Below are 12,980 nucleotides of genomic sequence, written 5' to 3'. Positions count from 1 at the left end.
CGATCTTGGGATCCGGAACATTCTCGACCGTAACTTCACGAGGACCGCGATACACAACGGCTTTCATATGTTTCTCCCGAGAGTTCAACTGCGAAGAGCCTGAGCCGCGAAACCTTCGGCGGCTGTCGGCGTCGACAAACCCGCAGACCCACCTGCGGTACGTCCCTCTCTCATGCAGACCGGCACTTTGCAGACAGCGTCTGCTATTGCTGGTTGAAGCCGGACAATCTATCGCCATCCTAAATAGTGAGTGCCATGCGCTTCCGGATTCTTGGTGACGGTGCGCGATGTAAGGGCAGCTATCGGCGTGCCCGATTCGGGTCGACAGAGGCGACTCGCGGATGAGCATCGAGATCCAGTGCGATTGATACGGCTATCTAATCGATGCGTGGGGGTGACGTGTAATCGCGTAGTCGCGGAGAACTTGCACCGGGCTGCAGATCTTGCAAGAGCGGCCTGGTTCGAGAGCCGGAAGGGTCGCTATTCGGTCAGTTGACTCGCGGGCTTAACCCGCATCGCCGGTCGATTATCGAAACAGTTGTCCATGACAAAAAAGCTCGGCGCGCCCGCAGATCGGACACGGCAGCGCATAAGGACACTCATTGACATGGACACCGATGCAGGACCAGCGACTCCCGATTCCCGGCCGGCGTCGATGGCCCGATGGACAACCAGCGATGCGGGCAAGACAGCATGCGTTGAACGGAACGTCGAATGCTGTTTGCGTGGCGGTTGCCGCGTTGCTGTGAAGCGAAGAGGATGCCGCGCGATACAACCGCTCACTCACAATGGAGGCTAGCGATGAGAGCGCTCATCTGGGAAGGCAAGAAGGACATCCGGTGCGAGTCGGTTCCGGACCCGGTCATAGAACATCCCCGCGATGCGATCATTAAGGTAACGACATGTGCCATCTGCGGCTCGGACTTGCATCTGTTCGATGGGTTCATGCCCGGCATGGAATCCAGCGACATCATGGGCCACGAATTCATGGGCGAGGTGGTGGAAGTCGGCAACGCGAATAGCACGCTGAAGATCGGCGATCGGGTCGTCGTTCCCTTCACGATCATCTGCGGCGAATGCGAACAGTGCAAGCGCGGCAACTTTTCCGTCTGTGAGCGGAGCAATCGGAACCAGGACGTCGCGAACAAGGTGTTCGGCCACACGACTGCGGGCTTGTTCGGCTATACGCATCTCACAGGCGGCTATCCGGGCGGTCAGGCCGAATACGTGCGCGTACCGTATGCGGACAGAACGCACGTGAAGATTCCCGACGGCCTCACCGACGAGCAGGTGCTCTTCCTCGGCGACATCTTTCCGACCGGCTGGCAGGCGGCGGCTCAGTGCGACATCGAGCCGACAGACACCGTTGCGATCTGGGGGGCAGGGCCCGTCGGCCAGATGACGATTCGCAGCGCCGTTCTGCTCGGCGCGAAGCAGGTGATTGCAATCGACCGGGTGCCCGAGCGTCTCGCCATGGCGCGTGCGGGCGGGGCCACGGTCATCAACTTCGAAGAAGAGAGCGTCCTCGAGCGCTTGGCCGATCTCACACAAGGCAAGGGCCCCGAGAAGTGCATCGACGCGGTCGGCATGGAGTCGCATGCGACGCGCTCATTCGATTCCCTGTACGACCGGGCGAAGCAGGCCGTGATGTTGGAAACGGACCGGCCGCACGTATTGCGGGAGATGATCTACGTCTGCCGTCCGGCGGGCACGCTGTCGGTTCCAGGCGTGTACGGCGGTCTCATCGACAAGATTCCGTTCGGCGCTTCCATGAACAAGGGGCTGACATGGCGCATGGGTCAAACACATGTGAACCGCTGGACGGACGACCTGTTGCGACGCATTCAGGAAGGGCAGATTGATCCGTCGTTCGTCATCACGCACACGGTGCCGCTCGATCAAGGACCCGAGATGTACAAGACATTCCGCGACAAGGAAGATGGCTGCATCAAGGTCGTGCTGAAGCCTTAGTCGGGAAGACGGCGGCTTGCCTGAATCCGCTGGTGCGGAGGTTCCGCCGTGACCGTTGAAACGGTCGCACGATCATGGACGGAAGCACCGCGAATGTCACTGCCGCGAGCCGCCTTCTTCTATGGCGCGGCGACCGCACTGTCGACGGCTTGAGTCAGTTGCGCGATATCGACCGGCTTCGTGAAGTGAAAATCGAATCCGGCGTCTGTTGTGCGCGCCCGGTCCTGTTGCTGACCCCAGCCGGTGACGGCAATGAGCGTCACGTCGTGCGTCGAGGGCGTTGCCCGTATGCGGCGCGCGACGTCGAGCCCGCTCATGCCCGGCAAGCCGAGGTCGAGCAAGATCACGTTCGGGTTGTATTCGCCGAGGAGTTCGATCGCCTCTTCGCCGGAATAGACTGTTCGTACATCGTGTCCCTGCATCTCCAGAAACGCCGTCATTGCGTCCGCTGCATCGACGTTGTCGTCGACGACCAGGATCCGGCGCTTCGGGGCCGACGCGTGAACGGCAAGCGCAGCGCGTGTTGGCGCCGGCATAGGCAACACGCGCGACGTCGCGGGCAGATGAATGGCAAAGCAGCTCCCCCGATCCTTTCCGCCACTCGACGCGGTGAGTCGGCCTCCATGCAGCTCGATGAGCGATTTGGACAGCGCGAGTCCGATGCCAAGACCGCCCTGCCGATGCTGATCTCGATTGACCTGCGAAAACATCGCGAAGATCGCCGACAGTTTGTCCGGCTCGATGCCGATACCGTTGTCCGTGACGGACAGGACGATCTCGGCGTCGTCAGCCGTCGCCGCGAGTTCGATGCGCCCGCCCGGTGGCGTGTACTTCGCCGCGTTCATCAGCAGGTTGGCCAGCACTTGCGCGAGCCGGAGCCGGTCCGCCTCGATATGCAATGGTCTGACGGGCGGCTTGATGACGAGCTCGTGCCCCTTGCCTGCGAGGATCGGTCTCGCGATTTCGACCGCTTCGTCGACGACTTCGCGCATCGCCACGGCCTCTTTGCGCAGCTTGAGCGCGCCGCGCGTGATGCGCGACACGTCCAGCAAGTCGTCGAGCAGAAGCGCCATCGCGGCCGACTGCCGGCGCAGCACGCTGATGCACCAGATCCTGCGCTCTTCCGTCAAGTTCGGCTGTTCGAGTATCTCCGCGACGTGTCGGATCGGCGCCAACGGATTACGCAATTCATGTGCGAGCGTCGCGAGAAACTCGTCCTTGCGGCGATCAGCCTCCGAAAGGGCCTGTTCGGCCCGCACGCGTGGCGTCACGTCTCCGAACCACGCCACGACCGAACCGTCCAGAGACGCCGCGACGACGTGAAACCACTGCTCGCCGTTTTCACCCGATACGCGTATGTCGAAGGCCTCTCTTCCCGGGCGCTGGGCGAGCGGTGTGAGCCGCTCGAGCAGCATGTTCGCCTCCCACCCGGCCGGACGCACATATGCCGTGGAACTGCCGATCACGACTGCGGCGTTCTGATTGAAAAGCTGGGCGGCCGCCTTGTTCAGATAGTCCCATCGAAACTCGGCGATGCGGCCCTCGCGAACGACCGGGGTCAGGATGACGAACGGGACGCCTGCGCTGTCCAGGGCCACGTCGAACCGGTGTCGCGCCTGGCGCTCGACCTGCAGAAGGCGATCCGTGGCCTCCTGCGTAGCGGCTTCGGCGCTTCCTGCACGCCGCGCCACCTTGGCGAGTTGCTGCCCGGCCGCCACCAGAAATGCCCCGACCAACGCGTATGCCACCAGCACGATGCGGTCGTCGTGTTGCAGAACGGCCAGACTGCCGACGGGCGGCATCCAGAGCGCGCCGAAGGCCATGCCGCTCACGAGAAGCAGCGATCCCGACCACGCGCCGAACAGCACCGTGATCAACGGAAGCGTCGCGCTGAAGAAGAGGAATGTCAGCCGTCCGTGGGCAACCATCGTCAGCGCCTGCTGAGCTGTCACGATAACGGCGGTAGCTGCAATACCGAAGACCAGACGCTGTTTCGGTGGATATTGGGCGATGCGTACGATCATGGTCGTGACTCGATTGGGCTGGTTGTTATCCTGTCCACTGTGCAGTCTTTGTTCCTATCTTCTCGCGACTTGCGGAGCGTTGGAATCCGCTGCCGGCGGAACTCGGTGCCCCTCGCTCGGTCAGCGAGTCGCGTCCGAGTCGCCAACAAAAAAGCGCCGACTCCATTCCGGGGGCGGCGCTTGAAAGTCCGTCAAAGAAGCGAGATTCCGACGAACCTGAGAGACCTGAATTCTAGGCAGAAAGGTCCACCGGTTCTAATAGCATCGCGTGATGGCTCGGATAAAACTTTCTTATATCGGTATTACACAGGATGACTCTTGCCTTTCTTTTTGGTGCCTTGGCTCGGCACGACGAAGCCGGCCCGCCACCCGCCATCACCGCAGCGGCGCGATCCCGTCCGCGACGCCGGCTGGCATGCAGATATGCTTGAGCTCGGTGAAATCCGCAAGGGCATCATAGCCATGAAGCCGTCCCAGCCCGCTTTGACGATAGCCGCCGGTTTCCGCCTCGGCGAATAGCTTGTTGTGATCGTTGATCCACACCGTCCCGTTGCGCAGCGCCCGCGCCATGCGAAACGCGCGCGGACCATCGTTCGTCCACACGCTCGCGGAGAGGCCGAAAACCGTATCGTTGGCTTTCAGAATCGCTTCCTGCTCGTTCTCGAACACCTCCAGCGTGACGAACGGACCGAATATCTCGTCCTGACAGAAGAACGCCTTGGGGTCGGCATGCTCGACGAGCGTCGGCGACAGAAACGCATGTCCCGATGGAGCACCGCGCAGCAGCACGCGATCGGCAGTCGCGCACGCACGTTCGATCGTGTGCTCGACGGAATCGCGCGTGGCGGCGTCGATGAGCGCGCCGATATCCGTCGCCGGATCGATGCCCGGCCCCACCTTCAGCGACGCGAGCGCCGACGCGAGCTTCTCGCGCATGTCCGCCGCCCGCGACGCATGAACCAGCACGCGGCGCGCCGCGGTGCATTGCTGACCCGAGATGATCGTCGCGGCCCGCGCGAGACGCGGCGCGATGGCGTCGATATCCGCATCGCCGAACACGACGCAGCACGACTTGCCGCCGAGTTCGAGCGACAGCTTCTTGATGCTGTCCGCCGCCGCGACCATGATCTTCTTGCCCGTCGCGGTCGATCCCGTAAAGCTGAGGACATCGACGCCGTGTGAATCCGCGAGCCACTCGCTCGCCGCATATCCGCGCTCGTTGACGAGATTCACGGCGCCCTTGGGCAACGCGGTGAGCTCGAAGCAGCGCATCATCGCGGCCGTCACGAGCGAAGTCTGGGCGGCGGGCTTGACGATCGCCGTGCAACCGGCCGCCAGCGCGGGCGCGAGCGAGCGCACGAGCAACACGGCGGGCGCGTTCCACGGCACGATGATCGCGACGACGCCGGCCGCTTCGCGCAGCATCGTCGATATCGTGCCGGGCTCAGGCTCCAGCACATGCCCGGCGATATGGCGCGCGAGGCCCGCGTAATAGCGCACCTCCGAGATGGCGCCCGCGATCTCGCCACGCGACTGCGCGATCGTCTTGCCGTTCTCGCGCGTGAGCAGCGTCGCGAGCGACTCGCGCTCGTGGTCCAGCGCCGCGGCCCACGCCAGCAGCACGTCCTGACGCAAACGCGCGTCCTGCGCCCACGTCGTGCGATCGAACACATGTCGCGCGGCGGCGATGGCTGCGTCGGCTTCGTGCGCGCCGCCGTCGGCATATTGGCCGATGGCTTCCCCCGTCGCGGGGTCGATGCTGTCGAGCGTCGGCGTGCCGGTCCATTCGCCGGCGATCCAGTGTCGTGCGTTCATGCGGAGCTTTCCTTGATTAAGGGGGAGGGTTCGTCACCCGAAAAGTTCGACGCCCGATGCAACTCGTCGCCGATGATCGCGATGAGCGCTTCGGCCGCCGCGCTCAACGGGCGGCGCGGATGGCTCACGCAGAGAATGTGTCGCACGATGCGCGGCGCAAGAATCGGACATGCGCGCAACGTGCCGTGCCGCGCGGCCCGCTCGACGACGATGCGCGGCAGGATCGTCGCGAAGCGCGTATTTTCGACGAGCTTGAGAATGGTCGACAGCACGTCGATCTCGAAGCGCGGCGCAAGCAGGATGTCTTCGTGCTGCGCGGCGCTGTCGAGCACGCCGCGCAGACCGTGGCGCTTGGTCGGCAGCACGAGTTCCAGTTCCGGCAGTTGCGCGAGTTCGATCGCGTGCGGCAGATCCGGTCCATGCGTCGCACTGGTGGCGAGCACCATCTCTTCGTCGAGCAGCGGGCGCGAGTCGAGCGAAAGACGCGCGCGCGGCTTGTTGATGATGGCGGCATCGAGCTGGCCGCCCGCGACCCAGTCGATGAAGGTGGCGCTGTAGCCATCGGCGACGGTGACTTCGACATCCGGGTAACGCGCGTGAAAGCGCGACAGCGAATCCGCGAGCACGCTCTCCGTCACCGATGCGATCAACCCTATGCCGACATGTCCCGTGACCACTTCGTCGCGCTGCACGAGTTGCTGCCGCGCGTGGGCCAGGTCCCGCATGATCGGCAAGAACAGGCGGTACATCAGCCGTCCCGCGGCGGTCGGCGCCATGCCGTGCGCGCCGCGCTCGAAAAGCTGCTGATGCAATTCGTCCTCGAGCTTCGCGATCTGCATGCTGAGCGCGGGCTGCACGATGTTGAGACGCTTGGCCGCGCGCGTGACCGAGCCGTCCTCGAACAGCGCGATGAAGTACTGGATTTGCTTGAGGTCCATGTTCCGTGGGGTATCAGCGATGCTAATAGGCGACCGCACCGTTATCAGACTGCTTCGATGGACCGCGCCGGGCGTTTGTTCAGGCTTGCTGCTCAAGCGCCCATTCGCGCGTGCTCCATTGATACGTGAGCGCAACAACCGTGTCATCCGGGCTAGCACCGATATAAGCACGAATGATTCGGCGCATCAATAAACAGTATTAGCCGTTATGGGGTGATCTCGCTACGCTTCATCCAATGCGCTGGCTTTGGCAGGCGCGCCCAGATGGAGACGCTGATGAACACACGCGATGCCGCAACGAACGGCAATCCCGCATTCTCGTGGGCCCCGGATCGCACCGATACCGGCTCCCTTTCGCTGCGCGACTGGCTCGCGCATCTTGCGCGGACCGGCCGCGTCGCGACGATCGACAAGCCCGTTGCGCTCGAACATGAACTCGCTGCCATCGCCAAGCGCCTCGACGGCACGCAGGCGGCGTTCTTCACGCAGCCGGGCGGTCACGCGGTGCCTGTCGTCAGCGGCTTCATGGCGAAGCGTGCATGGATCGCGGAAGCGATGGGCGTCGACGAAACCGAACTGCTCGCCCGCTTCTCGGCTGCTGCTGCTGCGCCGCTTCCATCGAAACGCGTCGAACGTGAAAACGCGCCGTGCCAGCAAGTCGTGCATACGAACGGCATCGACCTGCACGCGCTGTTGCCGATTCCGACGCATAGCGAACACGACAACGGCCCGTACATCACCGCGGGTCTCGTGATTGCACGCAATCCGCGGACCGGCGTGCAGAACGTTTCGATCAACCGCATTCAGGTGCATGGCCGCGACCGCATGGCGATCCTGCTGCTGCCGCGCCACCTCTATGCCTTTCAGCGCGCGGCGGAAGAAGCCGGCGATGCGCTGGATGTCGCCGTAGCCATCGGCGTCGATCCGCTCACGATGCTCGCTTCGCAAGCGATCACGCCGATCGATCACGACGAGCTGGAGATCGCGGGTGCGCTGCATGGCGCGCCGCTGCCCGTCGTCGCGTGCGTGACGAACGGCGTGCATGTGCCGGCGTTCGCGGAGATCGTCATCGAAGGGCGCATTCTGCCGGACGTGCGCGAGCCGGAAGGCCCGTTCGGCGAATTCCCGAAGTACTACAGTGCAAAGGAAGCGCGCGAAGTCATCGAAGTGACGGCGGTGACGCATCGGCTCGATCCGGTCTTTCATACGATCGTGCCCGCCGAGATGGAGCATCTGCTGCTCGGTGCGATTCCGCGCGAAGCGACGTTGCTCGCGCACCTTCAACGCAGCCATCCCAACGTGAAGGACGTGCATCTTTCGGTGGGCGGCGTGTGCCGTTATCACCTGTGGGTGCAGTTCGACAAGAAGCGCGAGGGCGAAGCCAAGAACGTGATCCTCTGCGCGTTCGGCGCGCATTACGACATCAAGCAAGTGGTCGTCGTCGATCCCGATGTGAACGTGCACGATCCCGCCGAAATCGAATGGGCCATCGCGACGCGTTTTCAGGCGGACCGCGATCTCGTCGTGATCGCGGGCGCGCAGGGTTCGCCGCTCGATCCGTCGACGACTGTCGGCCAGCCCGCCGATGCGCCCGCGCATCTGCAAGGCATGAGCACGAAGATGGGCCTCGATGCGACGCGCCCCGTCGTCTATGCCGAGCACGTCTTTACGCGCGTGCGCATTCCCGGACAGGACGCAGTCGATCTGGACGCGCTCGTCGCCGCCGACAACAGCGCACTGGACGCCTACCTGGCGCGCAATCATGGCTGAGCAGAAGAAGCGCATCGTCGTCGGCATTTCCGGCGCGAGCGGCGCGGTGATCGGCGTGCGCCTGCTCGCTGCGTTGCGGCGGCTCGGCACGCACGAGACGCATCTGATCGTGTCGGCATCGGGCGCGGTGACGGCGGCGCAGGAACTCGGGCTGACGCGCGGCGACATCGACCAGCTCGCCGACCTCGTCCACAACGTGCGCGATATCGGCGCGTCGGTCGCAAGCGGATCGCATGTCAGCGACGGCATGGTGATTGCACCGTGTTCGATGAAGACGCTCGCGGCCGTCGCCAACGGCTTCGCCGACAACCTGCTCACGCGCGCCGCCGACGTGATGCTCAAGGAACGCCGCCGCCTCGTGCTCGTCGCGCGCGAAACGCCGCTCAATCTCGCGCATCTGCGCAACATGACGCTCGCCACCGAAATGGGCGCGATCGTGATGCCGCCGGTGCCCGCGTTCTACGCGCATCCGAAGAGCATCGACGATGTGGTCGATCACACGGTCGGGCGCATTCTCGATCTCTTCGGCATCGAGCATCAGGAGATCGCGCGACGCTGGAGCGGCCTCGCCGATGCATTCGGCCGCCGCGCGCAAGATGAGGAATGATGCGATGAATCAGCGCGATACCGCCTTCGCAGATATCAATGCACGCGTCGCCGACGACGCCGTTGCCACGCCGCAGCGCCACGTCGGCCGCGCCATGCAGCGCCTCGAAGATCCGGCGATTCTCACGGGCCGCGGCCGTTACGGCGATGACATCGCCGTGAAACCAGGCACGCTGCACGCCGCGGTCCTGCGCTCGCCGCACGCTCATGCCGACATCGTTTCTATCGACACGGACGCCTCGTTGAAGCTGCACGGCGTGCATGCGGTGCTCACGCGCGACGATCTGCGTGCGTGGTCGCGTCCGTTCGTCGTCGGCGTGAAATCGCCGATGGAACAGTGGGCGCTCGCCATGGACCGCGTGCGCTATGTGGGCGAGCCGGTCGCGGTCGCCATCGCGGATTCGCGTGCCCTCGCGGAAGACGCGCTCGATCTCATCAAGGTCGAATACGCGACGCTCGATCCGGTCACGTCGATCGAGCAGTCGGTGCGGGACGACGCGCCGTTGCTGCACGAGCGCGTCGGCAGCAACGTCGTCAGCGACCGGCATTTCCGCTACGGCGAGCCGGAAGCGGCGTTCGAGAACGCGCCGCATCGCGTGAAGCTCGTCGCGCAGTATCCGCGCAACACCTGCGCGCCGATCGAGTGCGGCGTCGTGATCGCCGAATATCTGTCCGGCGACGAAGGCTACGACGTCACGTCGAACTTCATGGGACCGTTCTCGCTGCACGCCGTCATGGCGATGGCGCTGAACGTGCCAGCGAACCGTCTGCGTCACAAGGCTCCGCGCGACTCTGGCGGCAGCTTCGGCGTGAAGCAGGCCGTGTTTCCGTATGTCGTGCTGATGTGCCTCGCGTCGCGCAAGGCGGGCGCGCCGGTGAAATGGGTCGAGGACCGGCTGGAGCACCTGAGCGCGGCGACCTCCGCGACGGCGCGCCTCTCGACCATCGAGGCGGCGGTGCAAAGCGATGGCCGCATCGTCGCGCTGTCCTACGACCAGCTCGAAGACGTCGGCGGTTACGTGCGCGCGCCGGAGCCCGCGACGTTCTACCGGATGCACGGCTGTCTGACGGGCGCGTATGCGAGCCCGAATCTGCTCGTGCGCAATCGGGTCGTGCTCACGAACAAGACGCCGACCGGCCTCGTGCGCGGCTTCGGCGGACCGCAGGTGTACTTCGCGCTGGAGCGGCTGATTCAGCGCATTGCCATCGAACTGAAGCTCGACGTGCTCGACGTGTATCGCCGCAACTTCGTTCCCGCCGATGCGTTTCCGTATCGCGCGGCGGCCGGCGCGCTGCTCGATTCAGGCAACTATCAGGAAGCGCTGCGCCGCTCGATCGACGAAGGCGGCTACGCCGAACTCGTCGCACGCCGCGATGCCGCGCGCAGGGAAGGGCGGCTCTTCGGCATCGGCTTCGCGGCGATCGTGGAGCCGTCGGTATCGAACATGGGCTACATCACGACCGTCATGCCCGCCGACGCGCGCCGCAAGGCCGGGCCGAAGAACGGCGCGATCGCGAGCGCCACAGTCAGCGTCGATCTGCTGGGCGGCGTCGTCGTGACGATCGCATCGACGCCCGCGGGGCAGGGGCACATGACGGTGTGCGCGCAAGTCGTCGCCGATGTGCTCGGGCTGGACCCGAAGGACATCGTCGTCAACGTCGAATTCGATACGCACAAGGACGCGTGGTCCGTCGCGGCGGGCAACTATTCGAGCCGCTTCGCGGGCGCGGTGGCGGGCACGGTGCATCTGGCCGCCACGCGCGTGCGCGAGAAGCTGTCGCGCGTGCTCGCGAAGCAGTTCGGCTGCTCGCCCGACGAGATCCGCTTCGAAGGCGCGCGCATCTTTCCTGTGCACGCCGAGGATCGCGCGCTGCCGTTCGCGCGCGCCGCGAGCAATGCGCCGCACTGGGCGCCCGCGCTCCTGCCCGAAGGCGAGGAGCCGGGCCTGCGCGAGACGGTGTTCTGGTCGCCGCCGCACATGGACGCGCCCGACGAGGCCGACCGCATCAACACGTCGGCGGCGTATGGCTTCGCGTTCGACATGTGCGGCGTCGAAGTGGACCGGGCGACCGGGCGCGTGCGGATCGACCGTTATGTCACCGTGCACGATGCCGGCACGATCCTCAATCCCGCGCTCGCCGATGGCCAGATTCGCGGCGCCTTCGCGCAGGGCGTCGGCGCGGCGCTGATGGAGGAGTTCCGCTACGGCGCGGACGGCAGCTTCCAGTCCGGCACGCTCGCCGACTATCTGATGCCGACGACCTGCGAAGTGCCCGATCCGGTGATCGTGCATCTGGAGACGCCGTCGCCGTTCACGCCGCTCGGCGCGAAAGGGCTCGGCGAAGGCAACAACATGAGCACGCCGCCGTGCATCGCGAACGCGGTGGCCGATGCGCTCGGCGTCGAAGACATTCGCTTGCCGCTCACGCCGTCCAGGGTCATGGCGATGATCGGCATCGACGATCCGGAGCCGTCGCGCCCCGAATATCGCGAAGCGCCGGCGGCGAAGCCCGCGACGCCGGGCGGCGGACGCGCACTGACGGCGCAGGGAAGCGTCGATCTGCCCGCGACGCCGGAAGCCGTGTTCGCCGTGCTGCTCGATCCGAAGGCGCTCGCTAACGTGATTCCGGGCTGTCATGCGCTCGAAGAAGCCGCGCCGAACCAGTATCGCGCGGACGTGACCGTGGGCGTCGGCCTCATCAAGGCACGTTTCGAGGCGCGCATCGGCTTGTCGGAGATCGACGCGCCGCATCGTCTGCGGCTGGCGGGCGCGGGCACGTCGCCGCTCGGCAGCGCGCGCGGCAGCGGTCTCGTCGAACTGAAGCCGCAAGGCAGCGGCACGCGGCTCACGTACGACTACGAAGCGCAGGTGTCGGGCAAGGTCGCCGCGGTCGGCGGCCGCATGCTCGAAGGCGCGACGAAGGTCGTGCTGAATCAATTGTTCGAATCGCTCGGGCGGCAGGCGGCGGGCAAGCCGGTGCAGACGCGCGGATCGTGGCTCGCGAGATTCCTCGCACGTTTCAGGAGGCGCGCATGAAGCCCGTAGCGTTCGATTATCTGCGCGCGCCGACCACGCAGGACGCGCTCGACGCCCTTGCGCAATACGGCGAGGACGCGCGCGTGCTGGCGGGCGGACAGTCGCTGATGGCCGTGCTCAACATGCGGCTCGCGCAGCCGAAGATGCTCGTCGATATATCCCGCACCGCCGAACTCAGTGCCGTGCGCATCGACGAGAAAGCGGGGCGGCTCGTCGTGAGTGCGGCCGCGACGCAAGGCAGCGTCGAATGGCGCGCGACGCTCGCAGAAGAAGTGCCGCTGCTCGCGATGGCCTTTCCGCATATCTCGCATTTTCAGATCCGCAATCGCGGAACGGTGTGCGGATCGATCGCACATGCGGACCCGAGCGCGGAACTGCCGCTCGTGCTCTCGGCGCTCGGCGGCGACGTGATGCTGCGCTCGAAGAAGAAGCGGCGCACGCTCGCCGCGCAGGATTTCTTTCAGGGCATGTTGATGACCGCGCGCGAGCCGGACGAACTCGTCGAAGCGGTGCGCTTTCCGCTGCGAAAAGCTAGCGAGCGCTACGCGTTCAGCGAATTCTCCGCGCGTCACGGCGATTTCGCGATCGTCGCGTGCGCGGCGGTCGTATCGGACGATGCGATTCGCATCGCGGTGGGCGGCGTCGCCGACAGGCCCGTGGTCGAAAGCTGGCCGCGTCTCGCAGGCGACGACCTGCGCGGCGCACTGAACGATTTGAGCTGGAAACTGAACGCGCAGGACGACGCGCATATCAGCGCGAAATATCGCCGGAATCTGGTCCGGCAACTCGGATGGCGTGTGATCGAGGAGGCGAAGTGA

Annotated in this window: 8 protein-coding genes; 5 read left to right on the top strand and 3 right to left on the bottom strand. The window is 65.1% G+C overall.

The window, feature by feature from the left end:
• Positions 1–801 precede the first annotated feature (801 nt).
• A complete protein-coding gene (locus tag NCS02_RS20850) occupies positions 802–1,971 on the top strand; it encodes a zinc-dependent alcohol dehydrogenase (RefSeq protein ID WP_250519957.1) in 1,170 nt (389 codons plus the stop codon).
• A 119-nt stretch (positions 1,972–2,090) separates the two neighbouring features.
• Here the strand turns inward: NCS02_RS20850 and NCS02_RS20845 are convergent, their stop codons facing one another.
• The 3 genes from NCS02_RS20845 to NCS02_RS20835 form a co-directional block, all read right to left on the bottom strand.
• Entirely contained in the window at positions 2,091–3,995 is a 1,905-nt protein-coding gene (locus tag NCS02_RS20845) for a hybrid sensor histidine kinase/response regulator (protein WP_008348106.1), read from the bottom strand.
• A 375-nt stretch (positions 3,996–4,370) separates the two neighbouring features.
• The gene (locus NCS02_RS20840; RefSeq protein ID WP_250519956.1) at positions 4,371–5,810 is read right to left on the bottom strand and encodes an aldehyde dehydrogenase family protein; all 1,440 of its coding nucleotides are present in this window, start codon (positions 5,808–5,810) and stop codon (positions 4,371–4,373) included.
• Positions 5,807–6,748, bottom strand: coding sequence for a LysR family transcriptional regulator (locus NCS02_RS20835; RefSeq protein WP_008348104.1), 942 nt, complete (start codon positions 6,746–6,748; stop codon positions 5,807–5,809). The genes NCS02_RS20840 and NCS02_RS20835 overlap by 4 nt, the downstream gene beginning before the upstream one ends.
• 276 nt (positions 6,749–7,024) lie before the next feature.
• Between NCS02_RS20835 and NCS02_RS20830 the strand changes: the two genes are divergently transcribed.
• The 4 genes from NCS02_RS20830 to NCS02_RS20815 are packed head-to-tail and all read left to right on the top strand — an operon-like array spanning position 7,025 to position 12,980.
• On the top strand, positions 7,025–8,518 hold the full coding sequence (locus NCS02_RS20830; RefSeq protein ID WP_034471030.1) for a UbiD family decarboxylase: 1,494 nt from the start codon (positions 7,025–7,027) through the stop codon (positions 8,516–8,518).
• Entirely contained in the window at positions 8,511–9,125 is a 615-nt protein-coding gene (locus NCS02_RS20825; protein ID WP_250519954.1) for a UbiX family flavin prenyltransferase, read from the top strand. Before NCS02_RS20830 ends, NCS02_RS20825 begins: the two co-directional genes overlap by 8 nt.
• 4 nt (positions 9,126–9,129) lie before the next feature.
• Positions 9,130–12,162, top strand: coding sequence for a xanthine dehydrogenase family protein molybdopterin-binding subunit (locus tag NCS02_RS20820; RefSeq protein WP_250523274.1), 3,033 nt, complete (start codon positions 9,130–9,132; stop codon positions 12,160–12,162).
• Positions 12,159–12,980 (top strand): FAD binding domain-containing protein, encoded by an 822-nt coding sequence (locus NCS02_RS20815; protein WP_250503227.1) that lies wholly within the window; start codon positions 12,159–12,161, stop codon positions 12,978–12,980. Before NCS02_RS20820 ends, NCS02_RS20815 begins: the two co-directional genes overlap by 4 nt.

The organism is Caballeronia sp. NCF2 (assembly GCF_023631205.1).
Lineage (GTDB): Bacteria > Pseudomonadota > Gammaproteobacteria > Burkholderiales > Burkholderiaceae > Caballeronia > Caballeronia zhejiangensis.
Note: the sequence above shows the minus strand (reverse complement) of the source record. Positions and strands in the feature narration are given on the sequence as shown.

Excerpts from the sequence above, each read along its gene's own strand:
- NCS02_RS20845 (WP_008348106.1), bottom strand. The coding sequence starts at position 3,995 with ATGATCGTACGCATCGCCCAATATCCACCGAAACAGCGTCTGGTCTTC.
- NCS02_RS20830 (WP_034471030.1), top strand. The coding sequence starts at position 7,025 with ATGAACACACGCGATGCCGCAACGAACGGCAATCCCGCATTCTCGTGG.
- NCS02_RS20850 (WP_250519957.1), top strand. The coding sequence starts at position 802 with ATGAGAGCGCTCATCTGGGAAGGCAAGAAGGACATCCGGTGCGAGTCG.
- NCS02_RS20835 (WP_008348104.1), bottom strand. The coding sequence starts at position 6,748 with ATGGACCTCAAGCAAATCCAGTACTTCATCGCGCTGTTCGAGGACGGC.
- NCS02_RS20825 (WP_250519954.1), top strand. The coding sequence starts at position 8,511 with ATGGCTGAGCAGAAGAAGCGCATCGTCGTCGGCATTTCCGGCGCGAGC.
- NCS02_RS20815 (WP_250503227.1), top strand. The coding sequence starts at position 12,159 with ATGAAGCCCGTAGCGTTCGATTATCTGCGCGCGCCGACCACGCAGGAC.
- NCS02_RS20820 (WP_250523274.1), top strand. The coding sequence starts at position 9,130 with ATGAATCAGCGCGATACCGCCTTCGCAGATATCAATGCACGCGTCGCC.
- NCS02_RS20840 (WP_250519956.1), bottom strand. The coding sequence starts at position 5,810 with ATGAACGCACGACACTGGATCGCCGGCGAATGGACCGGCACGCCGACG.